Genomic DNA, 25,236 nt, shown 5'->3' with positions numbered 1-25,236 from the left:
ATTATCTGTCCTTTATATGAATGGTATTTATTGTTGTCACCGAGCGTATCAGCTGGCAGCCCGCTTCATTGATCAGTGCGATCAACTGCTCAGAATTCAGCTTGGAAAGGTTTCGCTTTGGCACATAGATTTCCCGCGATAGCCCCTTTTTATCAACTATCGGCATACTGTTCGGAAGTCTGTTATAAGCATCGATCAGATAGTACAAACGTGTATATTGGCTGTTTTTTCCATTTATGGAACCTGTTTTTTTCTTTCCGTGGAGTTCGTATATTTTTACTTTGGTCGGCGCAAAAGAAACATCTATTCGTAGGAATTTGCTGATATCATGTAGCAAATTATTTTTCAACTCCTTTTCAGATGCCCCTAGCAAAACATTCTGTTCGTAGCACAGCGCATATCTGGAGAGCCATTCTATTTTATCCCCCATTGAATTGTGATACGCTATATCTTCCAAGGAAAACCTACTCCCTGTCAGATCGATCGTATTCAGCGCTAAGGGCTGGATACTGAAAGTATATTCCAATAGTTCCTTAATCGAATAGTTAAAGAATGCTATACGCTGTGTACCATTTAGTGTATCAACCTCTTTAAAGGTCGATGGTAGCACATCTTTCCGGTAGCGGCTCAGCATGCTGTACTTGGTCCCGGATAGGGTATCCATCGACGCCAGTAATGATGTTTGAATTGCCTGGTCATTTTTCACATACAGCAGCCCGCCTACCTGATCATTCAGGATGCTGTTAAGATTATCGGCTGTCATGGACTCAAAACCGCCAATGTGTACGACCTTATTATTCTTTATAAATACGACATGAGGAACAAGTGTATGCGGAAAATACTCCGCAATTGTACCAGCGTCGGTCACGATATGGAGTTTACTGTTTCGCAGGATCTCGTTCTTACTTAAGAAGTTGTTTATTTCAGCTGACTTCTGCTCCGTCACCGGAATGATTTCAATGTCAGCTTTGGTGGCTCCTTGGAGCTGCCCGCCATGTTTGATCCCTGTGATGCAGCTGCCACACCAGGTGTTCCAAAAATCGAGTACAATGAGCTTTTTGTCCCTAAAATCGTCAAGAGTTATATTTGGTTTTCCATTTGCTGGCCTTACCGTATTCAGGGTCAGGTTCCACAGGGCATCGGGTATGCTGTCACCGATCTGTAATGGTTTAGGACCCATGGCCCCGCTGTCCTTGCGGGGCGTCTGGGCCCATAAACTAAACATAGAAACTAAAATCGTGCATAGCAGCAATCCCCTACCAACTCCTGACCAACTTCGCCCTTTCCGCGGGTTTTCATCGAGTCGGCATCGGGTTTTCATCGGGTCACACCGATGAAAACCCGATGCCAATTCGAAGCGAATAGCGTAAAAGGCAGAAAAAAGGCAGGTATTAACTGGGAAAAAATCCGAAGCGAGTAGGCGTATTTTTTTCAGCACTCGACCAGCACCCTTACAGTAGGATCTGCACGAGTATCTGGCCAGTGCTTGGCAGATGTAGGTATTTATATATATCTTGACTAGCGTCAATAATTTTAACGTATTCATAATTTGTTTGTTAGTGGTTATTTCGATAATCGACTGAAAAAATCAGCGATTTTTTTGCTCAATTCCAGCTCTTTTTCTAAAAGCGCGTTTGCTTCCGATGACAGCTCAGCTTTAGTAATATCTAGTTTACTATGATTGACGATACACTGCAATAGCAAACTCCTGCATTTCCTCATCTTTCAAAAGCTGACGCCTTTCTACTCCATCATCAACATAAGCACTCAACAGCACTAGGATATTAGCAGATATCGTATTTAAGGCATACCGATTCCAGAATGTTTCAATCTCCTTTATCGAGTCATAATCGACCTTGTGGACATCGTAAATCATCCAATCAAAAGCAAATTGTAGCGCCAAAATCCTTTTCATTTTTCAGTTTGTAAATCCGTAACCCAAAGCACATAGCATTCCCTTGCCGATTGAAATCAGCTATTTTTCAGGCCATCGGCCACAACTAAAATTGATTAAATAAGGTAAGCTAGAGGTGTGTGAATGGAATTTTACAAGGCATCAATATTGGCGAAACACTCTCCATAGCTAGTGAAGTCAGAATAATCTGAATAGTTAGATTAATTATTCAGGATTTCGGATAATGTTTTTAAATAGTTGTTTTCTCATCATTGCTCAGTTTATAATCATAGGCGATTGAGCAATGCGATCAATATGAAAGGTACCTCCATCAAAAAAGAGGTGGATCTTACCTTATTCCCTAAAGAAGGCCCTAGGAAGCCTATAGACGAGAACAAAGAGTAAGCCCACCTCTCCTTCCTACAAAGGTAGAGATTGGGCCTTGAACTCTTCATCTTGCGTCTATTGAAAATTTCCTAGGTTTTCTTTAGCAAGATCAAGCTTCAAAAGCCATATAAATACACTAATAACACATTATTCAAGCGTTATCTATAATACAAATGTAACTATAATTTCGATTTTTACAAAATTAAGTGTGCATATCATTTTACTAAAAGATAGAAATCAGATGTAAAATGGTGTATGGAAAAAATCAATCGATTTTCATTATACGTTTTAAATGCAGCTAAATATTATCGCTTAGTTGCAGGTAAGTCAGCATATCAATTTTCTTTAGATTTGAAGAAGAGCAGAAATTATGTTTCTCAGATTGAAAATGTCAACGAAGAGAACCAATATAACAGTGCTGACTACCCATCAATCGCAGAAGAGGCGGAATGTGAACTAAAGAATATAATACCACCTGATGATTGGGAAGTAAGCAATTCGCATGAAAAAGTTGATAAGGAAGTTGTATCCTTATCTGACCAAGTCTTTGTGAAAAAAGTATTGGAAGGAATAAGGGCTTCGAGGTATGCTGACAAACTTCTTGATTTAAACGAATTGTATCAACATCTTTCAACAAAAGATGCTAAAGAGAGAGAAGTTATAAAAAGTGTTTGGGAAGAATACGTCAGAAGACACGCTTAAAAAACTTGACAAAAAGTAACTTTTAAATTACCTTTGTAAAATGAGAGTAAGAGAGGTAATTGCTTTTAAAAATTATTTTGAAGACTTCCTTTTGGATCAACCCCAAAAGGTACAGGACAAAATTTTTAAAATAATTGAAGCAATAGAAACTCTTGAACGGGTTCCGAGTAATTATTTAAAACATTTAACTGGAACCGACGGATTATATGAAGCTAGGATTCAGCTTGGCTCCAATATATGGCGTGTATTTTGCTTTTTTGATGGTGATAAACTCGTTATCTTAATGAACGGTTTTCAAAAGAAAACACAGAAAACACCAAAGAATCAGATCGAAAAAGCATTAAGTATCATGGCTGAGTATTACGAACAAAAAGGTAGAGAAGATGGAAACTAAGAACTGGAAAAATATTAAAGATGATGTTTACGGAAAAGTGGGCACCCAAAGAAGAGATGAATTGGATAGAGATTTTGAATCTTTTAAAATAGGTCTGCTCCTTAAAAAAGCGCGCGAGGAAAGACATATTACTCAATCCGAGCTCGCCGAACTGATTGACAAAAAACGTGAGTATATTTCAAGGGTTGAGAACAATGGAAGCAATATTACTTTAAAAACACTTTTTGACATTGTTGAAAAGGGACTTGGAGGCAAAGTCAAAATATCCATAGAGTTTTAAATTTTTGATCGCTACTCCATTGATCGAAATTATCAAAAGACCATCTATCCGCAAAGCGGAAAAACCGGATGTGATTATGTCCTGCATGGACTATGTTATCATCTGCCAAGTGATCAAACGGTTGAATGAAATAGACATGCGCGATGATGAACTCTCGTTTCTCCTTGGCAAACCCAATAATTACGTCTTTAGTTTCATTATCAAGCCAAGTGATAAGAATCGTTTCCACGAAGATCAACTGGATCTACTTCCTTTTATCCTAGAATGTCCTTTCTCAAAAATTTTCGTAAATGACACCCAATCCGGGAATATCCAGCTTTACCATACAAAAAATATCGACGAGGATGGATATAAAGGTTTTTCGCATATCGTTTATTCTCCGAACGGAGACGGTACCCGGATCATTTGGAAGAAGAAAAATGCACCAAAAGGCAGTACCCGAAAGACCAATAAAGCTATACTCGCACTTTTGAAGAACTGGATCGACCAGGGTTATTTCGAACAAAAACGTGATGCCTTAGAAATCTTCAAGAAAATTAAAGCGCAAGGCATGTTTAAATTTCGCATTAGTGACATTGAAAAATGTATGAAAATCCTATGTGGAAGCCGTCAGGCCCTATTGCAGAAAGATTCTGTTGATGGAGTGTTGAGATATTGGAGGAATGAGATATTGGAGAAAATGCCTGAAATCTCTGCTGAAACAATACACTCCTATTTAGCCAAGCCTTAAAAATCTAGTTTGATTTTTTTTATGTGATTACGAAATTTTGGATCAGAAAACTTCTACCGCTATAATGGAGATCTAGAACGAAATAGTTATAGAGCTTACACACGAAATAAATTAATTGCCAAAGCCTTTTATCTAACTGGCGAGATTGAAAAATATGGCAATAGATTTCTCAGGATCCGTAAAGAAATTTCTATTTACCCCACAATGAAACTAACAGTGGAAGAAATCCCCAATGGATTGAATCTCATGCTAAGTTATACAAACCGAAAAGTAAACACCCAAATCCCGAAGGCTGGAAAAACTGTGGGAGAAAACCTAAAAGGAAACTCAGCACTAATATTATCCTATTTACGCAATAATCCTTACTTCACCAGAGAAGAACTTGCGAAAAAAACCAAATCTCAAAAACATTTTTCATTAATCCCTATAAAAAGCTATTACAATTTGTTAAATTTATATTACACTTATGTTATCAAATTGTTAAGAATTGAACATCAAAGGATACTATATTGCGTTTTTGACCACCTTATGCTGGTTAACCTACAGTCTACAACCTGTTAGGGCGCAACGTCATGATTTCGATTTCTATGACGGAAAGGTCTCAATTGATGTATCCCCCTCGTTCAATATTCCATTCGATGATAGTTTAACTGGAGCTCGTGTCCAAGAGTTTTATCAGGCTGCCGATCAGACAGAATACCGTAATTTAGTTAACAGCCTATTGGATTACAAGGACAAGCAACATCTTAATGACTGGGTATACTATCAACTTGTGCGCCGTACAGCACAACAAATAGCCCCTAAAGCGGAAAACTATGCGCGCTACACACTATACAAATGGTTCTTGATGTGTAAGTCCGGATATGATGCACGTTTGGCGGTGGGCAACAATCAGATTATCTTTTTTATCCAAAATAATGAGGATATTTCTGATATTCCTTTCTTTGAAATTGATGGTAAAAAATATACCTGTTTAAATTTCCATGACTATGGAAAGCTATTTCAAAGGGCAGACGCCTATATACCCATAAAGATTAAAGTACCGGAAGCCACTAACGATTTCAGCTATAAAATCACTAAACTACCGGATTTCGTTCCAGCAAATTATATAGAAAAACAGCTTGCATTCAATGATGGACATAAAGCTTATCACTTCAATATTAAGTTGAACAACGATATCAGCGACCTTTTTAAAAACTATCCGGGAGTAGATTTCGAAACTTATTTCAATATTCCATTGAGTAAGGAAACCTACCAGTCATTAATTCCCGCACTCAAAGAAAATTTAAAAGGCAAGAACGAAAAGAAAGGCGTAGATTATTTAATGCGATTTACACGTTATGCTTTTCTGTATGAAAACGATGAAAATAATTTTGGCACAGAAAAACGGCTATCACCAGAACAGACATTATTAAATAAATCCAGTGACTGTGATGACCGAGTAGCATTATTCTTTTACCTGGTCAAGGAAATTTATAACCTTCCGATGATCACACTGCTCTATCCCACACATATCACGATGGCCGTCCAATTTGAACGACCTATAGGTGATGCGATTTTATACAATGGCAAATACTATTCCATCTGCGAACCTACTCCGCAAGCGCAGAGTCTGGCCCTTGGTCAATTGTCTGAGGAGCTTAAGAAGCAATCCTATCAGATTGTTTATCACTATGAGCCGAGGTAAACTTGTGAGCTAAAAATAACCGTGATAATAGAGAGGCTTTCTATTTTATCCGCTTTCGTTATTTTACTTAAAGTTCTTATATCGCTCCTTAGCTTTAGTTAATCACATCTTATTAATAAAGTCTAAGAGGTCTGTATATTTACCATCTGTACGATGAGCAGCAATAGTTACTGTATTTTCACGGCCTTCGGATTTTATTGTGATCACATAATCCAGTCCATCTGCGCAACGTGCACATTCCTCAATTTTAGCATCCATTAATTTATAAGTATTGATATAGCTGGACAGCTGCTTCAATGTAGCCTCACTTGTTTTATATACTTTATCTTTTTTTGTCTCTGATAAACCATCTTTAGGATATTTAATTTCAGTCTTACTTTGATCAATGCTGATGTTCACTCCATTACCCCAACCAGAAATTCCTTTGATTTCTATCCTAAGTCCAGAATCTTCAGGATCAATTTTATTATCTGACTTTTTACAGCCTAAAAGCAGAAAAATGCTCAACACAAATAAATAGATTGTTTTTTTCATCATTTAGAGTTTATATTATTTGACTGTATAACGAAATATCAGCACGAGATGCTACAAAAAAAATCCTGCTCGTGGCAGGATTTTCTATTTTACTAAACTATAATTATTCTAGTATTTATTGTTTTTTGGATCCCAACTAGCCCATCCTTTTGTCCAATCAGTTGTACCCATTGCTCCAATAAAAGTTTCTTTGGTTAAGCTAGCTAAGTCTCCTTCATATTTAGCTTTACCCAACGCAGGTGAATCAGCTTTCAATAAAAGGTTTGGAGCAGAAATACTTGTACTTGTAAACCCTGCGCCATCAACAGAAGTTGTAGCAAAATCACCAAATCCATTCAAATAGCCTGTCAAATCAGCTACAGATGTAAAAGATGTAACATCTTTCAACCCATAATTTGCTGTATTTCCGAAGACCATATTATTAGATAAAATAGAGCGACCCGCTTTCAATTCTGCTGCAGGAAAATCGGAATTAAACTCTACAGCATTTCCTTTTGCACCAACAATAATTGAATTAGCCAATACCATTCTACTATTCAAACCAAAATGAATGCCTGCACCATGCTGAGCTTGAGATTCTTTACCAGGACCTATGAACGTAAAGTTTGACAATACCGGTCTAGAATATAAATTATTTAATACATTTCCTTTATTTTCCAACTCTATTCCTCTAGATGTCCCTGCTGCATCTGCGATATTTGGATCCTTAATAGAAATTCCATATTGAATTTTACCACTGTAACCTTGATCGAAATCAAAATCATCATCAACACCTCTGTATGCAATCAAATGAGATGCATTCACAGTTCCCCCAAAAAATTCGAACGAGTCATCGCCTCCGTATGATACTTGAATATGATGGATCTTAGTACCTGAACCAACGCCACACAATGTTAGCCCGTTAATCTCTTTATCTTTTTGAATTGCAATTCCAGCAAACTCAATGCGTGCATAAGTTAGTTCACCAGAATTGTCATCTAGAATAGGAGATAGGCCTCCACCATAGTTAGCAACGGTCGCTCCGAGCGCACCGCCTTCATATTGTGAAGTTCCATCAGCTGTATTAACTTGAGATTTTCCGCAAATGATTATACCCGACCAATCACCTGTATCTTTATTACCGTCAGCTTGGTCGGAAGTAAACACGATAGGTTTATCAGCAGTACCATTTGCTTTTAATTTCCCACCACGTTCAACAATTAATGCCCCATTCGTTGATTTCTCACCTTTAATAACAGTACCTGCCGGAATTTCTAATGTTGCACCATCCATTACCTGCACATAACCTCTTAACAAATATGTTTTTGAAGCGCTTAAAACTTTATTACTCGCAATTTTACCTTCGATCACCTCTACTTCTCCAGTTCCAGGATTAGGATCAACAGGGTTTGGATTATCAGACTTACTACAGCTCGCAATACTCATCGAAGTCGCAACTAGAGCTAACGCAAACCATTTTGAATTCATGTTTAATTTCATAATTTGTTTTTTTTCAAAGGTATCAACAGAATGTAACCTTAATGTTAACTAATATTTATTTAATCTTTAAAACTTATAACCGAATGACAGGGAGAAGTTTCTTCCATATTTTACAGAATTAATTAACTGGTCTCCACTAACATTATATTTACCATTTTTATCAACATCTTGATAAAAAATAGATTTTGAATCTAAAATATTCCCCACATTAAGTTTTAATTCCGCCTTATTAGAAATCAACTTTTTGGATAGTTGGAAATCTAATAAACTTCGTGGTGCCTCATAAATCGTATGATACTCATCTACAAATATTGAATTGATATAGTTCCCAAAGCCTACCACATCAATACGTCTTCCGGCTCTATTAAAAAACACACTAGACTCCCAACCATTTCCACCGCTGTATTGTAATCCTAGATTAAGTAAATAGGGCGATTGGCCATAGAGGGGTCTTTTATTTTCGGCTAAGAGTGTAGAGCCTTCAAAATTAACTTCGGATTTGATTAATGATGCATTGGCACTGAAGACTATTTTTTTCAGAAATTCAGACTCATCATTAAAAATCCCCAAATCATGACGAATTTCAATTTCAGCTCCAGCAATATAGGCTTTAGGCGCATTAATAAATGTTACAGTTCTACTCGCTGCCGTAGAACCTGACCGAACGTTCGTTTCAATAGGATTCTTTAAATCCTTGTAAAAACCAGAAACGGAAATCAACTTACCTAAACTAGGATAAAATTCATAACGAACATCTATATTAGAAATTTTGGTCCTTTTTAAGTCTGGATTACCAATTTTCATGCTATTGGTAATAAAATCAAAAAAGCTAAATGCTGCCAGTTCTCGAAATTGAGCTCTCGCGACTGTATTAGAAAAGCTAAACCTCAAATTAGTTTTTGGAGTCAGCTCATAAGTTAAATTCAAAGACGGTAAGATATCTGTATAGTTATTATTTACATTATTGTCTACATCAACGGAGATTGATCCTGTATTTAATTTTTCTATATAATTCTCAACTCTTGCTCCTATTGTCGCTTTCAATTTCTCAGATATATTACCCGAAATCATAGCATATCCGGCATTTAAATCCCCTGTCCCTTCATAGCTATTTGTTTGATTGGTAATATCTTCTATAAATAATTTATTTCCGGCAATATTACTATTATCGAACAGCTGATCTTGAGGAAGACCAAGTAATTCTCTAGACTCATTGAAATCAGCTGTCTTATTTACGTACCCCAACACTCTAGCATCCACATTACGTTTTTTGTATTGCTTTAGAGCTCCTATTTTAACGGATTGCTCAAGTCCCATTAGATTTAGCCCATGTGACCAATTGACCCCTCCACTGTAAATATTTTCTTTGAGATTACTATAAAATTTACCAGCCTGTTCTGGTGATGGGGAACCATTTGGGATAGCAGCCTGAAAAGGCACGTTAGGGTCGGTTTCGTCCACTGATTTAATATAACTCAACCTTCTCAAATCAGGCTCATTATCCCAAATTCCGCTATAAGATAGGTTCCAAGTCAATTTTGATTGTTTGGAGGGGGCTAACAAATATTCCCCGTCTAATACACTATTAAACATTCTCTTCTCGAAAACCTCTAACATAGTAGTCTTGCGATAATTCTCATTTACTATTTCACCTTCACGAGAAATAAAATTTTGCTCTAAGCTTTGATTGAAGATATTCTTTAATGATATTTTAAATTTGTCTTTAATGTAAGATAGGTTTGCCAATGCTCCTACCGAAGAACTAAATCTATAATAGTTATCTCTATATTTGGAGTAATAATTATTATATCCTTGGCTTGTGCCATTAAAGTCGTTTCGTATTTCATTAGATATACTTTCTGAATTTCGATAAGTTAATGAACCAATAACCCCAAATTTCCCGCCATTCTCAAGAAGGAATGAATTACCATAAATAAATTGAAGATTTTGATAAGGCAACGATTTTCCAAGATTTTTATAACCCCATGTATTTTTAAAGTCTTTTGTATACTCGGCTTTATCGTTTGCTGGTAAACTTGTATATGATTCTTTATTCTTGGGAAAACTTGAAGGTAGATTATTATCTGGATTTTTCAATCCAAAATAATTCCCTACAGTTCTTTTGCTTCCATAAAAGTCTTTAAATGTAGTTTGCGTATTCCCTCCCAAACCTACACTAAACTCTACCGTCTTTTTATCCGGAAAATCTTTCGTTTTGATATTAATAGCTCCCCCCGTTAGGTCACCAGGCAAATCTGGGGAGGCTGTTTTACTGATAACAATATTGTCAACTAGGGAAGAAGGAATAATATCAAATGAAAATGCTTTACGGTCTGGCTCAGTACTCGGTAGTGGGCTATTATTTAATAAGGATGAATTATAGCGATCACTCAAACCACGAATTACAAGAAATTTATTGTCCTGAACACTAGCCCCGCTAACGCGTTTTAATACCTCCCCTGTATTTTTATCTGGTGTCTTTTTTATTATTTCGGCTGAAATACCATCAGAAATAGAAATACTATTCTTTTGTTGTGCATACAATGCACCAATTGATTCTTTTTTAAATGTTCCGGTAATCACAACCTGATCCAATACTGTACCTTCAGAATTGTCAAGAACCACATCTAAATTGGTAACATCCTTATCTTTAATCTCAACATCAGTAATTTGCTTAGTCGCGAAACCCAAGTAGCTAAATTCTAATGTATACTTTCCTGCCGGTACAGCAGGAATATTGTAATTACCTGTTACATCTGAACTTCCTACTCTTGAAGTACCAAGTACCTTTACCGTCACCCCCGCGATGGTTTCTCCTGTTTTAACATTTGTAACTTTACCCGCAACCTTCCCACTCCCTTGTGCATAAACTGTTGTTGACGCAGCTACGACGAACGTAATGGCAGCAGCGATTCTTTTAAGTTGTAATTGTGGTTCCAATTTATTTTGTTTTTTGTTTCTGCAAAGCTATTGGCACAATATTATATTAACATTAACAACCAATTACCATTACGTAAACCACTTGTTAATTTAATGTTACCTTGGAAATTCTAGATTAAATTTTTCGATAAAAACCCGCCTGAAGGAGAATTTGAGCGAATATTTCATCATTTTCAAAGTATAATATTAAAGAAGTGTAATAAAATTATTAAGCCGAAAAGTTATTAACATATTAGGGACGATATTAGGTTTTATCAGAAAAAGTATCACCTCTGTGTGAGACAAAATGCCGAGAATCATCTTATTATTGCAATTATATTGCATATACAAAGCAATTTCTCTAAGTTTGAATAGATTTTCAATTTTTGAGCATATGAGCAACCCGATCGTATCTACTGAACAGCTAACATTCCAATATACGAATGCTAAAAGCATCGCATTTCCGGACATCCACATCGAAAAAGGACAGCACACGCTATTATTGGGCGATTCAGGAACTGGAAAAACAACCTTGCTGAACATGTTGGGCGGCTTATCTAAACCCGAAACAGGTCACGTTAAAATTAATAATCAGGATCTTTCCCTATTATCTAATAGCAAACTAGACAAATTCAGATCTCAATATATCGGTTTTATATTCCAGGAGGCACACCTTCTCAAAAATTTAACTTTGCTGGAAAATATCAAATTGGCACAGTCCCTTGCAGGAAAAAAGGTGGATGTGAATCAGATTCATCAGGTCTTGAAACAACTGCAACTGGATCACAAAACTGCGGCTTATCCAAATGAATTAAGTCGTGGCCAATTACAACGTGCCGCGATTGCTCGTAGTGTGATCAATAAGCCTGCCCTGCTCATCGCGGACGAACCCACAGCTGCTTTGGATGACAGCAATACAAATCGTGTGCTGGAACTACTTTTGGATATTGCAGATACCGCCGGCTCAACCCTCTTGATCACCACACATGACAAACGGATTAGAGATCAGTTCTCAAAAATGTATATCTTAAAATAATTGAATACGTCATATAGTCATTCACCCTTTTAGCTTTAGAATTTGTTATGAATACGATACAGTTGGTTTGGAAAAATTTAAGTAGACAATTTGGCGCTGTCTTTCTTAGTATCTTGCTGACGGCTTTTGGAATTTCCATCTTAGCTGTGCTTTCTATCACAGGTGATACATTTGAAAAACAACTTGACAATAATAGCAGGAACATTGATCTTGTTGTCGGAGCTAAGGGCAGTCCACTTCAATTGATCTTATCCAGCGTATATCATATCGACAACCCAACTGGAAATATACCTTTGGATGAACTCGAACCTCTACGCCAAAACCCGCTTGTTCAACTCGCGGTCCCCCTGTCATTAGGTGATAACTTTAAGGGACATCGAATTGTGGGGACAGACTCTTCTTTTCTGACCATCTATAATACCAAAATAAATGAAGGCCGCATCTGGCAAAAAGACTTTGAAGCCGTTATCGGTGAGCAGGTCGCAAAAAAGCACCATTTGAAAATAGGTGACCAGATCAACAGCTCCCATGGACTCAGCAAGGATGGCCATAGTCACGACGAACATCCTTTTACCATCGTAGGTATTCTAAAACAAAATAACAATGTAACCGATAACCTCATATTGACCAATCTCGAGAGCGTCTGGGATGTTCATGGTATCGCCCATGCTCATGCTGACAACGAAACTGCAGCACAAAAAGAACAACGTGAACGGGAAGAAGACCGTCAGGAAACAGTCAAAGCACATTTACATCACCATGGAGAAGACTTACCGGAAAATTCTACCGGACAAGTGGCAACCAATGAAAAAGAACATCATGATCACGATCATGATGACCACGAACACGAAGAGGAAGGGGTGTTTGTCAAATCCATTGGCGCTGATATGGTAAAACAAAATGGTCTTGAAATAACAGCTATTTTAATAAAATACCAGTCACCGGCAGCTATCGGTATATTGCCTAAAATGATCGACCAACAAACAGATATGCAAGCTGCTTCTCCTGCTATGGAAAGTACACGTCTGTTTTCACTCCTAGGCGTAGGAATAGATTCTTTAGCGATCCTTGCTTATGTCATCATGCTCATTGCTGGACTGAGTGTATTTATTAACCTCTACAATGCGCTGAAACAACGTAAATATGATCTGGCCATTATGCGTACACTCGGTGCGTCTAAAGGAAAATTATTTACCATTGTCCTATTGGAGGGCCTGACCATAACAATCGTGGGCGGACTGGTCGGGCTGTTATTGGCACATCTGGCATTATATTATATCAGTAACCAAACGAGCCAAAGTGCTGACTTTATCGAAGCTTTTAGGCTACATCCAAAAGAATTGGTATTTTTGCTTGTTGCTTGCCTCATCGGCGTGCTAGCAGCGCTGATCCCCGCTGTGAAAGCGTATAGGACAAGTATAGCGGGTACTTTATCAAACAAATAGGACGACTGCGTATTGGAGTTAAAAAACGTAAGAATAGCATATACAAGATAAATTCTGGATTTGCATCGGCAAAATCTCAGTACGCAATACAATATACTCAATACTAAAACAGGTGAAACCATTATGATTTATTCATCATACAGAATAAATCTAATCGCTTCACCGCAACTACAAAAAATTAAACAGATGAAACAAATTATCACAGCATTCGCCTTTATATTTTTCTATATCATGCAAGCACAGGCACAGATCGGCAGCAATCCCGATGTGCCTGATCATACACCCATGATGAACAAAACATGGGATGCCATTGATAAAATGGCTTATAAAGTAACCTATAATGGTGCAAAAAAAGTATATACTCCTTTTTATCCGAAAGAGCTCAAAGCGCTTGAAAACAAAGTGGTCGAATTACCAGGCTATATGGTTCCACTACACAGTGGCCGTAATCATAAGAACTTTATGATGTCTGTGCTACCTGTCATGCAATGTCAATTTTGTGGTTCCAATGGAATACCACCTATGGTAGAAGTGACCTTAAAAGGGGGAGCAATAAAATTTTCCGAAGATCCCATCAAGCTCAAAGGAAAGATGATTTTTACAAAGGACCCACTGAAAGGAAATTCCGAAATTCAGATCGTCGATGCTGAACTTGTAAAATAAACATATCCTCTTCTATGCTGAATCTTATCTATATTATTAGATCGGATTCACATAGAAACACTAAAAGATAGCTTAAATTATCTATTGAGTAGCGAGGTCTCAAGACAAGCCGCCAATGCCGCTGTCTCGGTCCGTAAACGTGCTTCGCCAAGCGATATTGGCCGAAACCCCGCAGCTATTGCCAGATCGATTTCCTCGGCTGAAAAATCTCCTTCTGGACCTATCAAAATGATATAATGTTGTCCGGCTTCAAATACTTCGTTCAAATACTTCTTGTCCGAATCAACGCAATGTGCAATTGCTTTTTGAGCACCTTCCTTTGGAAGGTCTTTTAAAAACTGTTTAAAGGGTATCGCAGGATTAAGTTTTGGCAAATACGCTTTCAAAGATTGTTTCATGGCTGACACAATGACTTTGTTCAAGCGGTCCAACTTCACCTCCTTGCGCTCGGAATGCTCACAAATAATAGGTGTAATCTCCTGAATCCCTACCTCCGTAGCTTTCTCCAAAAACCACTCGATACGATCGATGTTCTTGGTCGGTCCAACAGCAATATGCAAATGATAGTTTGGCTGTTGGTAGTTCTCTTTGACACTTAATATGCGAAGTACAGTACGTTTCGGATGTGGATCTATAATTTCAGCTTCGTACAGGCCGCCACAACCGTCAATTAAATATAAACGATCTCCCGTATTCATACGAAGTACACGGACAGCATGCTTGCTTTCTTCCTCAGAGAGGATAAAATTTTCTAAAGAAGGATTTAATTCCGGTGTGAAAAATAACTGCATGTACTGTTCGTTGTGATCTTATTCCGCTAGATCGTCATCCGTCGACTCGACCAGTTCTAATTTAACAAATTCAATATTCTGCTGCGCCTTGCGGATGATTGTAAATACATAACCGTATTCCTGTTTCCGCTCGCCTACCTCAGGAATTTTATCAAAGATTTCACTGACCAATCCGGCCATTGTATCGTAATCCTGACTTTCAGGTAATTCTATCGGAAGAAACTCATTCACATCATGAATACTAGCCCCCGCATCTACCATATATTCTGTTTCAGATATACGTTCCACAACTGGTGTTTCCTCATCGTACTCATCTTGGATCTCCCCTACCAATTCCTCCACAATATCCTCCAAGGTAGCCATCCCTGCTGTTCCTCCAAATTCATCCAGTACAATGGCCAGTTGCAGGCGTCGCTGCTGAAACTCGGCCATCAGATCATTGATTTTTTTGGTCTCAGGGATAAAGTATGGTTTACGCATGATATTTCTCATCACCACCTCTTTGCCTTTGGCCAATAGCGGAAGGATGTCCTTGGTATGCACAATACCAACAATCTGATCAATGTTATCTTCGTAGATCGGAAGACGTGAATAGCCTTCCTCCGTCATGGTCTCAATCAATTCTGAAGCGTCTGCCGTTATTTCGACCGCGACAATTTTCGTCCTCGGCACCATAATATTCTTGACGATGCGTTCATTAAAATCAAAGACATTTTTAATCAATTCATGTTCAGAAATATCCAATGCTCCGGATTCTTTTCCTTTATCCAAGAGGTATTGTAATTCCTCAGAAGAGTGGGCAGATTCACCTTTAGTGACTTCAAAGCCTAAAATTTTAAGCAGAAAATTAGCAAAACCATTTAATATCCAAATAAAAGGTCTAAAGATAAAGTAGAAAAATTGCAGTGGAACCGCAATCTTCATGGTTGTTGCAACAGGTTTTTGAATGGCAATTGATTTGGGAGCTAGCTCCCCAAAGACAATATGCAATACGGTAATAATTGTAAATGCCAGCACATGTCCTGCGTTGGTCGCTATCGTACCGGTCAATTCAACACCAAAGAAACCTAAAGCCCCCTGCACAATCTGGGTCATTACAGCCTCTCCTACCCAACCTAAGGCCAGTGAAGAAAGTGTAATACCCAATTGTGTAGCGGCCAAATAACCATCCAAATGCTCCGTTATACTTTTGGCTATTGTAGCAACTTTACTACCTGTTTTTGCCTGAACTTCAATTTGGGAGATTCGGACTTTGACAATAGCAAACTCGGCCGCAACGAAAAAACCGTTGGCCAGTACTAAAAACAATGTCCAAAAAATATCGAGCGCCATGCTGGGGGTTATTTGTTAACAAATTCTGTTTTGTACAACTCAATAGCCTCTATCAAGATTCTTTGTGCTTCTTCACGTCCTTTCACCCCTTCAACGATAACATGTTTCTTTTCTAAAGCTTTGTAACTTTCAAAGAATTGTACAATTTCCTTCATGGTATGCGGCGGCAATTGATCGATGTCTTTAATGTAGTTGAATATAGGATCATTTTTGGCAACAGCAATGATTTTATCATCTTGCTCTCCGCCATCAACCATATTCATGACACCGATAACTTGTGCTTCCACCAATGTTAATGGTAAAATATCAACCGAACAAATTACCAAAATATCCAAAGGATCTTTGTCATCGCAATAAGTCTGTGGAATGAAACCATAATTGGCTGGATAGACAACAGAGGAACTCATTACTCTGTCCAAAAGCAACAAACCTGTTTCTTTGTCTAATTCGTACTTTCCTTTGGATCCGTTTGTAATCTCAATGATAGCATTTACGGCATTTGGCACATTCTCACCTGGAGAAACCATGTGCCAAGGGTTTTGTTTACTCATTTTTTATTTTACTGTATATTTTGTTTGTTTCTTTTGTCTTTTATTCGCTTTTTGAGCAAAGTTATTGCAATAGGCAAAAATGCGATCACGATCATCCCAACCACAACGTATTCCACATAATGGATGATCCAAGGGAACTCTATTCCTAGGAAATAACCCGAAAGAGTTAATACCAAGACCCAAATTAAAGCTCCACTGATATTATATAAAACGAATTTTTTGAAGTCTAATTTTACAACACCGGCAAAGATCGGAGCAAAAGTACGAACTATTGGAACAAATCTACCTATAATTAATGCGGTTCCCCCATATTTATGGTAAAATTCTTCCGCCATGACCACATATTTCCGTTTAAAGATAAAACTATCCTTTCGCTTGAATAACATGGGGCCCGCTCGATAACCGAACCAATAACCTGTAAAATTACCCAATATTCCTGCTCCCAATAAGCCCAGACAAAGCGTATAAATGCTCACATCGATCTTATTGAGCGCGCAAAATAGTCCTGCTAAAAATAATAAATAATCGCCCGGTAGAAAAAAACCAAAAAACAGACCCGTTTCGGCAAATACGATTAATATAACTAAATAAAACCCGCCTGAACTCAGGAGCTCTTCGGGGTTCATTAGTTGTTGAAATGACAACAAAAGTTCATGCATAACTTTCAGTAAAAATCAATGTTGTTTTCTCCATTTTAGAATCAAAATCTACTTTTTTCCCTGTATAAATTTAAAACAACAAAGTACAAATATAGTATTCTTCTAAAAAACGAAAGTAAATCAAGTGTAATATAATCTTGTTATTGATTTTGTGCAGTTATGCTGATAATGGACTCCCGGATTGTTTCAGCGATCTGATGTAGTTCATCTTCGCCTAAACTCAACTTAGGCCCAGCAAAATTTAGGTCACTTATTTTATTGATCGGAACAAGATGGATATGTGCATGCGCAACTTCCAATCCCACAACAGCCACGCCAACTTTAACACACGGAATTACTTTTTTTATCCCCTGCGCAACGATTTTTGCAAATACCCAAAGTGCCATGTACTCATCATCTTCAATATCGAAAATGTAATCTGTTTCTTTTTTAGGTATCACCAAAACATGGCCTTTCGCCAAAGGACTGATATCCAAAAAAGCCAGAAAATCATTACTCTCCGCAACTTTGTAAGCTGGAATCTCTCCAGCGACGATTTTTGAAAAAATTGTTGACATATTATTCTATATTGGAATAAACTCTTTTTGTAATAAAGTATTGAGATATGAGTATGGCATGGGAGACTTCGATTCTACCGCCCATCGGCTTGCAGAAAGATAGTCTAACGTCTACCATTTACTATCTAAATACATTTGATAAAAAACGACCATAAGTAACATTAAGTATGATGTTCTCAACAAATATAAACAAAAAAGGTCGCGATTGCTAGAACCCGACCTTCTTAATATAAAGTTAATTTGCGGATGTGCGGTTATGGCGTACCGCACATAACCGACATATGTTATCTCGAAATCTCTACAATTTCAAATTCAATCTTACCTGCAGGCACTTCGATCTCTGCCGTGTCACCTTTCGATTTGCCCAATAATCCCTGAGCAATAGGAGATTTAACGGAAATCTTGCCCAACTTAAGGTCCGCCTCTGATTCGGCAACCAATTGATAAGTCATCACAGCACCATTCTTTTTATTTTTGATCTTAACGATAGACAAAGCTAGCACCTTAGATGTATCCAATTTGGATTCGTCAATCAATCGGGCTGTCGCCAAGGTATTCTCCAAGTTGGCTATTTTAGCTTCATGAAGTCCCTGAGCTTCTTTAGCAGCATCATACTCCGCATTTTCAGACAAATCTCCTTTGTCTCTTGCCTCTGCAATAGCATTGGCAATTTTAGATCTTCCTTCCGTCTTCAGATAAGCTAATTCCTCTTTAAGCTTACGCAATCCTTCTTCCGTAAAATAAGTTACTTCTGCCATAATTTTATCTTTTTCTTATTTTCTACATTTAAAAAAAGAAACAAGACCATATTACCCTCTTCGGGTAACATGGTCTTGCTTTCAATCTATACGAAGATAATAATTGTTTTCAACAAAACAAATTCTTATCCATCAAATCTCTTCTTCATCAACAAATTTATAGCCCAATCCGCGTACTGTCTGCAAATAATGCGGTTTGTCAGGATTTGTCTCTATCTTCTTCCGCAGACGTACGACGTGCATGTCCAGCGTCCGTGTATTCACATTGGAGCTATATCCCCATACCACTTCCATCAACTCCTCACGTGTGATCTCCCGACCTAAGTTTTGAAGAAAATGTAATAAGATTCTATTCTCTAAAATAGTTAATTCGACCTTTTTGCCATCCCGTATCAAGGAATGGATATTCGGATGGTGTTCTGTCTGTCCAAACTTGTAGATTTCGGGGCTGTTCTTAGGCAGGAAAAACTTCACCTTATTATCTATCATTGCAATCAACACGTCCATATTGAACGGCTTGCTAATATAGTCTGTCACACCAAAGCTATACGCTTCAATCTTGTCCACATCCTGGGATTTGGCTGTCATCATAATAATGATATTCTCAAATCCTGCTTTACGTACATCCTCGCAGATCTCGTTACCTTCTTTTCCAGGGAGCATCCAATCTAAGAGGACCACATCTGGTCGTTTCTCCAAGATTAAACTTTCTGCTTCATTCCCATTTCCGCTTTGGATGACTTGATAGCCCTCAGATTCTAATCGATGTTTTACCAAGAAACGTAAGTTCTCATCATCTTCAATAACAGCAACAGTGATGTCTTTATTCATAAGTAAATAATTTGTCTTTTAAATGTCTTATGGAATATCCAGTTTATAACTATAAGTTTTCATGTTTTCTAAACATGGATATTTCATATTTAAATTTATTTTTTAAACCGGAAATACTAACGTGAAGGTAGTGCCTTGCCCCAATTGGCTTTTTACCGTAATCTCTCCACCTATAAACTCGGTGATCTCCTTACAGAAAGCCAAACCTAAACCAATACTTCCTTGCTGATTATATTGACTTTTTATTCTATAAAACTTTTTGAAGATATTGTTAAACTCTGCCTTCTCTATCCCAATTCCTTCATCCTTAAAAGTAATAACAAAATTCTTCTTATTTTGTTGTATTGCAATATCCAAGATTTTATGCCCATTTTTCGAATATTTGTAGGCATTGTCTATCATATTTTGAAATACGCTGCTCAATAACACCGGATCCGCAAGCATCGATGTTCTTACATCAATTTTTGTGCTAATTTTGAAGTCAGCGTATTTTATTCTCGAGGAAGCAACCAAATTTTCGGTAAATTCCTCCAGATCTACCTCCTCCTTATTTAATTTGATGGTTTTATTTTCAATTTGACTAAACGACAATAATTTATTCATCAGATTATTGAGCCGGTCGGCTTCCTGATCCAAAATATTACCATACATCTTTCGCTCCTCATCGGATAAAACTTGTGCACTCTTGATGTTATTTCCAGCAATTTTTATGACACTTACAGGCGTCTTAAACTCGTGGGTCAAATTGTTGATAAAATCATATTGCAATTTAAAAAGTCTCCCGTTAATTTCTAAATTTCTATAAATTAAATATAGAATAGCGATCAAAATAATATAAATCAAGGATATACCGCCCAATACGGGCCAAAAACTGCGGTTTATTTCCTTCGAGAGAAAACTTTTACTTGACCTAAAGAGCAGTTTATAATCCGCCAAAGCTCCAGGCAAAGGCATTTCTGTAGAAATTTCATCATTTTCCGGTGTAATCGGTGCCCCTACCAAGGGGACGATCTCCACTTTTTCATAGAGATTTGCATAACTATTTTTCACCTCCAGATACATTGGGTCGATCTGAAAATTGAACATGTCCTGCTCATAGCCGACAGTATGGTCCAGATTCCCCTCCATAATGGTTTTATAAACGATCAAATCATTGACCCTTGGTATATTTAAATAGGTAATCTGTCCGGGTCTGATCGTATAGAATACCTTTAAAATATCCTTGTCAGAAAGTTTCGCATTCGGCTGCAACTTGTCAATATAAGTAGCGAGCTTAACCCCAATGTTATTGATTTCCTCCGAATGCAGGCCCATCTGACCACGGTCACGGATCGTATTTTTGTTCAGCCCCGAGCGGGATACCGTAAAAAATGTAATGGTCTTAGGCTGAATTCTCAAATTATTGACTATAAAACCGTAATTTAAATTATGATCATTGTTAAATTGTAAATCAAAAAAACCGATTTCGCGCACAAAAGGATAAGAACTTAAAATACTGTAGGCATATTTGCCGGCTTGTACAGAGTCCAAAAAGCCCTGATAAAACGAGACCTCAGGAATTCTATTTTGGAAAAAGTCATTGAAAGGAATTAAGGTTTGATCAAAAATTTCCGATTTCCTATTGGTAAATTCATTCTTTATATGGGACTCGGTATAGCTTCTGGATAGAAAAAGCGCAAAAATATACAAACCACTGATGACGATGAAAAACATCAACAATAGTCCATAATTTTTTCGATAGCTGTATTTCTCTGCTTTCATATAATGCCCCTAGTCCGCTAGATATTTTTCCAAAAATCGCTCCAGTTCATTATAGTAGCCAAATATATTCTCATCTTTTTTAAAAGTTCTATCCTCATCTTCCTTCAGGACATATTGCACAGGAACATGGTTATTCTTCAATTTCTGAACAAATTGGTTTGCATCTGTCACCGAACTAAATCGGTCTTTGCCCCCTTGGACTAATAGTACAGGAATCCGTACCTTATCCGAATGGAAAACAGGAGATATATTTTTAAACAACTCCGCTTCCCGAATAGGATTCCCTACGATCTGATACATTTTCTGTACATAGGACTTAAAATACGGTGGAATATCCCTAAAATAGGTAAATAGATTGGTATATCCGGAATAAGAAACAGCGCATTTATACAGATCTGAATTGAAGCAAGCAGCATGTAGTGCCGAATAGCCCCCAAATCCTTTCCCCACAATGGCCACACGATCTTTATCGGCAATCCCCTCTTTGATCAGCCATTTTACCCCGTCCGTTATATCATCTTGAATTTTCCCACCCCATTCCTTAAATCCAGCAGTCCAAAACTTCTTTCCAAACCCCGTTGAACCTCGATAATTCATCTGAAAAACCAAATATCCCCTGTTCGCTAAAAATTGTGCTTCATTGTCAAATCCCCATACTTCGCGTCCATTGGGACCATCGTGTGGCAGTACCACCATAGGCAGATCTTTCCGGTTGGAATGTATTGGATAGGTCAAATACCCTGAGATCGTCATGCCATCTCTCGCTTTGTAGGTAATAAATTCATTGGGAGACAATTCCTTACTTTTGAGATCCGAGTTATTGTCGGCTAATTTGGTCAATTTTTTGGACGTAAAATCGTAAAAATAAATCCCCCCGGGATTAACATCTGTATAGGTCTTAATAATGACTTTCTCTCCCGAAACATCGGTATTGAGTACCTGGAATTCAAAACCATCAATTTGCTTAGACAGTTCATCATATTTCCGTTTTGTTTGATCGTCAAAAAAATGCCGGCTCTGTCTCGAAGTTGTATAATTAACAAACAACAAGCGGTTTTGCTCCGGAAAGTAACCTCCGGGACTTACATCGACCTCTTTATGGCTATACAGCTCCCCCAATTCTCTTTCATCAACCAGATCATAACTAACGAGAGCCAGCTTGTCACGATTTATATTTGAAAGTGCATAAATAATACGATCTGAACTATCCTTATATCCCAACGGAGTGAAACTACTCTCGACATCACAGCGTATAATCTCCTTAAAAGGTTCTTTCTCAGAAGCCCGGAAAAGAACAGATTGCTGTACCGAATCATTTGCAATTGCTAAACGCACCTGCCCATCGTTGGATGCAATCCAAGAACTCATATTACCGGGGTTTTGTAAAATCCGTTCCCGGGGTCTACCGTCCAAATAAATGCGATAAAGATCAAAAAACGAGGAATCACGGTCATTGATTCCAGCAACAAAACTATCGCCGTTGGAAACCATCGGATGAACCCACCTGAATCTTGCACGGGCAGGTTTAATTAGGGGCCAAATCTTTTCTGTGTTAATATCCACAGCATATAAACGTAAACTGTCCTGGGCAGATTGCTCGGTCAAAAAAGAAATTTTGGAATCGTTATTCCAGACAAAGGATTTTACATTGATATCATTCTGATAAGTGAGCTGCTTGGAGCTGTCCTTGTCCATCAAATCTATCAAATAAATATTTTTGCAATGGTTGTCCATACCGATATAAGCAATGAACCGACCATTGGGAGAAATTTTAAAATTTGATTTTTCAGGTGTGGAAAAGAATTGATTAATGGGTATAGGGTCAACCTTATGTTGTTGGCACCCTAACATAGTCAATGCACAAAAAAATAAAACAGTCCAAAATTGCAACCTCATAATCCCGAATACGTCCTTATCATTTAACCCAAATATTGTAATTAAATACCAAATTGCAGTCAATGCAACCTTATTTTTACAAGATATAGTAATTAAACGTAATATTCAAAAATAGCGTATAAAACCGTATTTTTGTTTATGTTTTTATACAATGTATCTGTTATAGCAGAAGAAACAATCCATCGCGAGATCGTTTCCTGGATTGAGGATAATATCGTACAATCCCAAAAATTCCAAGTGCATTTTCTGGAAATGCTCCAGTCCCCGCACGAAGGAATGACTTATTGTATTCAAGTCGTCCTGCTTTCCGAAGAACATATCACGGATTTTCAGCAGGTGCATTTGATACCATTACAACAACTTATTTCGGAGTCGTACAAGGATAAAGTTTTCCTGTTCGACAGTACAATGAAATATTTAAAAAAATAAAGAGCTATAAAGCTCTTTATTTTTTTTAAATATTGTTAATTCTTTTTATTACCCTGCGCTTCCTTATCTTTCTCCCCTATTTCCAAAGCGAGCTCATAGCGAGGTTCATAGCTTATTTTTGGCGTTAAAAAATGTAATAGGATCAAGCGGGAATACCTAAAATTAAAGGGAGCGAAAACTAAAATGGTCACAGCCAGACCTCCCAAATAGAACCAAGGCGACTCACTTCCCGTCAAAATCGCAATAGCAACAGACACTGACACAATTTCTGCTACAGAAAGCGCATAGCTAACATACATTGCGGCATAAAAATAGCCGGGCTCGACCTCATATTTAACACCACAATGTGGGCACACTTCATTCATATGCTGCTTCCGCAAACTGTATACCTTTCCTTCAAATACATTTCCAACATGACATTTAGGACATTTGGAATGTATCATTGCATGAAATTTAGATGTCGGCATTAGATTCTATTTTATCTCGTTAATAAACTTTTTGGTTGGCGGATTCTTTTTTCGGTATTTTTTATACCATAGATAGCCTAGTCCTGCAGCTGCCAGATAAGGAATTACCAATAGAAATAAGATACCGTCGTTCAACCCCTTTCCCTGCATATTGCCTTCTTTCGTAGCATTTTCGGCATTCAATGTACACATGGCACACTGTGCTCGAGAAATAGACACCATCGAGCAGCTTAAGGTAAATATTAAGAGTAGATATTTAAACCATTTCATAGCCCAAAGTTACTGAAAATTTAACGATTAGCGTACCAATGCTTCAAATTTGTCCCAAAAGCCATCTTGCGGCAATGACGCCACCAATGTCATCTGCTCTTTTTTGATGGGATGCATAAACGCCAACGATCGCGAGTGCAAACAGATACTTCCCAATGAACTTCCTCTTGGATATCCGTATTTGTTATCGCCAACAATGGGGCAACCCATCGCCGCCAGCTGTGCACGAATCTGATGTGTACGGCCTGTAAGCGGTTCAACACGCAACAGGTAAAAACCGTTCAACTCACCTATCACCGCATAATCCAATTCAGCATAGGTACCGCCCTTCACTTCACGTGGGAATGCCTTGGTCACTCGCGTCTGTCTATTTCGAATTAGCCAGTTGATCAATTTACCCTCGGCATTTCGCGGACGTTGGCGCACAATGGCAAAATAAGTTTTCTTTACCGTGCGATCTTGAAAAAACTTATTCATGCGCTCAAGGGCTTTGCTCGTTTTCGCGAAAAGAATCATACCGCTAACCGGTCGATCCAAACGATGGATAACCCCAACATAAGCATCATTGGGTTTATCATACTTCTTTTTCAGGTAGATCTTTACCATATCTTCCAATGAAAGGTCTCCGGTTTCGTCAACTTGTACAATATCCCCTGCCCTTTTATTGATTGCTATCAGATGATTGTCTTCAAAGATCACCTCTTTATCCGTAATTTCAGGTTTATTCATTTCCTCTTAACTAAAAGTCATTCAAACGTTCGCTATAAACCTAAGTTTCGTTTGA

26 protein-coding genes are annotated in these 25,236 nt (G+C 37.8%); 9 read left to right on the top strand and 17 right to left on the bottom strand.

Features of this window, described 5'->3' with window-relative positions; all coding sequences use genetic code 11:
• Position 1: 1 nt before the first annotated feature.
• Entirely contained in the window at positions 2 to 1,546 is a 1,545-nt protein-coding gene (locus DCO56_RS21140) for a TlpA family protein disulfide reductase (RefSeq protein ID WP_108635726.1), read from the bottom strand.
• 129 nt (positions 1,547 to 1,675) lie between these two features.
• Positions 1,676 to 1,915 (bottom strand): hypothetical protein, encoded by a 240-nt coding sequence (locus DCO56_RS21135; protein ID WP_108635725.1) that lies wholly within the window; start codon positions 1,913 to 1,915, stop codon positions 1,676 to 1,678.
• Between the two features lie 621 nt (positions 1,916 to 2,536).
• Between DCO56_RS21135 and DCO56_RS21130 the strand changes: the two genes are divergently transcribed.
• From DCO56_RS21130 to DCO56_RS21110, 5 genes are all read left to right on the top strand, one after another.
• Complete coding sequence (locus DCO56_RS21130; RefSeq protein WP_108635724.1) at positions 2,537 to 2,983, top strand: hypothetical protein; 447 nt, start codon at positions 2,537 to 2,539, stop codon at positions 2,981 to 2,983.
• Positions 2,984 to 3,023: 40 nt separating this feature from the next.
• Entirely contained in the window at positions 3,024 to 3,377 is a 354-nt protein-coding gene (locus DCO56_RS21125) for a type II toxin-antitoxin system RelE/ParE family toxin (RefSeq protein ID WP_108635723.1), read from the top strand.
• A complete protein-coding gene (locus DCO56_RS21120; RefSeq protein WP_108635722.1) occupies positions 3,367 to 3,657 on the top strand; it encodes a helix-turn-helix domain-containing protein in 291 nt (96 codons plus the stop codon). Before DCO56_RS21125 ends, DCO56_RS21120 begins: the two co-directional genes overlap by 11 nt.
• Before the next feature lie 4 nt (positions 3,658 to 3,661).
• The gene (locus DCO56_RS21115; protein ID WP_146191109.1) at positions 3,662 to 4,387 is read left to right on the top strand and encodes a DUF2797 domain-containing protein; all 726 of its coding nucleotides are present in this window, start codon (positions 3,662 to 3,664) and stop codon (positions 4,385 to 4,387) included.
• 487 nt (positions 4,388 to 4,874) lie between these two features.
• The gene (locus DCO56_RS21110; protein ID WP_245935889.1) at positions 4,875 to 6,074 is read left to right on the top strand and encodes a hypothetical protein; all 1,200 of its coding nucleotides are present in this window, start codon (positions 4,875 to 4,877) and stop codon (positions 6,072 to 6,074) included.
• Positions 6,075 to 6,176: 102 nt separating this feature from the next.
• On the opposite strand, the gene DCO56_RS21105 is transcribed toward DCO56_RS21110, so the two are convergent.
• The 3 genes from DCO56_RS21105 to DCO56_RS21095 form a co-directional block, all read right to left on the bottom strand.
• Positions 6,177 to 6,611: a hypothetical protein gene (locus DCO56_RS21105; RefSeq protein ID WP_146191108.1), complete on the bottom strand. Its 435-nt coding sequence runs from the start codon at positions 6,609 to 6,611 to the stop codon at positions 6,177 to 6,179.
• A 105-nt stretch (positions 6,612 to 6,716) separates the two neighbouring features.
• Positions 6,717 to 8,087 (bottom strand): hypothetical protein, encoded by a 1,371-nt coding sequence (locus DCO56_RS21100; RefSeq protein ID WP_108635719.1) that lies wholly within the window; start codon positions 8,085 to 8,087, stop codon positions 6,717 to 6,719.
• 66 nt (positions 8,088 to 8,153) lie between these two features.
• A complete protein-coding gene (locus DCO56_RS21095) occupies positions 8,154 to 11,027 on the bottom strand; it encodes a TonB-dependent receptor (protein ID WP_108635718.1) in 2,874 nt (957 codons plus the stop codon).
• Positions 11,028 to 11,400: 373 nt separating this feature from the next.
• Here DCO56_RS21095 and DCO56_RS21090 point away from each other — a divergent pair, with 373 nt between their 5' ends.
• From DCO56_RS21090 to DCO56_RS21080, 3 genes are all read left to right on the top strand, one after another.
• On the top strand, positions 11,401 to 12,042 hold the full coding sequence (locus tag DCO56_RS21090; protein ID WP_108635717.1) for an ABC transporter ATP-binding protein: 642 nt from the start codon (positions 11,401 to 11,403) through the stop codon (positions 12,040 to 12,042).
• A 47-nt stretch (positions 12,043 to 12,089) separates the two neighbouring features.
• Entirely contained in the window at positions 12,090 to 13,487 is a 1,398-nt protein-coding gene (locus DCO56_RS21085; protein ID WP_108635716.1) for an ABC transporter permease, read from the top strand.
• Between the two features lie 186 nt (positions 13,488 to 13,673).
• Positions 13,674 to 14,150 carry a hypothetical protein gene (locus DCO56_RS21080; protein WP_108635715.1) on the top strand — a complete coding sequence of 159 codons (477 nt, stop codon included), beginning with the start codon at positions 13,674 to 13,676 and terminating at the stop codon, positions 14,148 to 14,150.
• A 77-nt stretch (positions 14,151 to 14,227) separates the two neighbouring features.
• Here the strand turns inward: DCO56_RS21080 and DCO56_RS21075 are convergent, their stop codons facing one another.
• The 9 genes from DCO56_RS21075 to DCO56_RS21035 form a co-directional block, all read right to left on the bottom strand.
• Positions 14,228 to 14,941 (bottom strand): 16S rRNA (uracil(1498)-N(3))-methyltransferase, encoded by a 714-nt coding sequence (locus tag DCO56_RS21075; RefSeq protein WP_108635714.1) that lies wholly within the window; start codon positions 14,939 to 14,941, stop codon positions 14,228 to 14,230.
• 18 nt (positions 14,942 to 14,959) lie between these two features.
• Complete coding sequence (locus DCO56_RS21070; protein WP_108635713.1) at positions 14,960 to 16,273, bottom strand: hemolysin family protein; 1,314 nt, start codon at positions 16,271 to 16,273, stop codon at positions 14,960 to 14,962.
• 8 nt (positions 16,274 to 16,281) lie between these two features.
• The gene (locus DCO56_RS21065; protein ID WP_108635712.1) at positions 16,282 to 16,824 is read right to left on the bottom strand and encodes an inorganic diphosphatase; all 543 of its coding nucleotides are present in this window, start codon (positions 16,822 to 16,824) and stop codon (positions 16,282 to 16,284) included.
• Between the two features lie 8 nt (positions 16,825 to 16,832).
• Positions 16,833 to 17,483: a DedA family protein gene (locus DCO56_RS21060; protein ID WP_108635711.1), complete on the bottom strand. Its 651-nt coding sequence runs from the start codon at positions 17,481 to 17,483 to the stop codon at positions 16,833 to 16,835.
• A gap of 140 nt (positions 17,484 to 17,623) precedes the next feature.
• Complete coding sequence (locus DCO56_RS21055; RefSeq protein ID WP_108635710.1) at positions 17,624 to 18,040, bottom strand: HIT family protein; 417 nt, start codon at positions 18,038 to 18,040, stop codon at positions 17,624 to 17,626.
• A gap of 284 nt (positions 18,041 to 18,324) precedes the next feature.
• Positions 18,325 to 18,798, bottom strand: a complete 474-nt coding sequence (gene greA / locus DCO56_RS21050) for a transcription elongation factor GreA (RefSeq protein WP_108635709.1) — start codon at positions 18,796 to 18,798, stop codon at positions 18,325 to 18,327.
• 132 nt (positions 18,799 to 18,930) lie between these two features.
• Complete coding sequence (locus DCO56_RS21045; RefSeq protein WP_077438378.1) at positions 18,931 to 19,629, bottom strand: response regulator transcription factor; 699 nt, start codon at positions 19,627 to 19,629, stop codon at positions 18,931 to 18,933.
• A 102-nt stretch (positions 19,630 to 19,731) separates the two neighbouring features.
• Positions 19,732 to 21,390 (bottom strand): sensor histidine kinase, encoded by a 1,659-nt coding sequence (locus DCO56_RS21040; protein ID WP_108635708.1) that lies wholly within the window; start codon positions 21,388 to 21,390, stop codon positions 19,732 to 19,734.
• A 9-nt stretch (positions 21,391 to 21,399) separates the two neighbouring features.
• The gene (locus DCO56_RS21035; RefSeq protein WP_245935888.1) at positions 21,400 to 23,241 is read right to left on the bottom strand and encodes a S9 family peptidase; all 1,842 of its coding nucleotides are present in this window, start codon (positions 23,239 to 23,241) and stop codon (positions 21,400 to 21,402) included.
• A 183-nt stretch (positions 23,242 to 23,424) separates the two neighbouring features.
• Here DCO56_RS21035 and DCO56_RS21030 point away from each other — a divergent pair, with 183 nt between their 5' ends.
• Positions 23,425 to 23,715, top strand: a complete 291-nt coding sequence (locus tag DCO56_RS21030; RefSeq protein WP_108635706.1) for a DUF4286 family protein — start codon at positions 23,425 to 23,427, stop codon at positions 23,713 to 23,715.
• Between the two features lie 35 nt (positions 23,716 to 23,750).
• Here DCO56_RS21030 and DCO56_RS21025 read toward each other — a convergent pair whose 3' ends face one another.
• The 3 genes from DCO56_RS21025 to DCO56_RS21015 are packed head-to-tail and all read right to left on the bottom strand — an operon-like array spanning position 23,751 to position 25,181.
• On the bottom strand, positions 23,751 to 24,158 hold the full coding sequence (locus DCO56_RS21025; RefSeq protein ID WP_241254797.1) for a DUF983 domain-containing protein: 408 nt from the start codon (positions 24,156 to 24,158) through the stop codon (positions 23,751 to 23,753).
• A gap of 30 nt (positions 24,159 to 24,188) precedes the next feature.
• A complete protein-coding gene (locus tag DCO56_RS21020) occupies positions 24,189 to 24,452 on the bottom strand; it encodes a hypothetical protein (protein WP_108635704.1) in 264 nt (87 codons plus the stop codon).
• Between the two features lie 27 nt (positions 24,453 to 24,479).
• Positions 24,480 to 25,181, bottom strand: coding sequence for an RluA family pseudouridine synthase (locus tag DCO56_RS21015; protein WP_108635703.1), 702 nt, complete (start codon positions 25,179 to 25,181; stop codon positions 24,480 to 24,482).
• Positions 25,182 to 25,236: the final 55 nt, after the last annotated feature.

Source organism: Sphingobacterium athyrii (genome assembly GCF_003071065.1).
GTDB lineage: Bacteria > Bacteroidota > Bacteroidia > Sphingobacteriales > Sphingobacteriaceae > Sphingobacterium > Sphingobacterium athyrii.
Note: the sequence above shows the minus strand (reverse complement) of the source record. Positions and strands in the feature narration are given on the sequence as shown.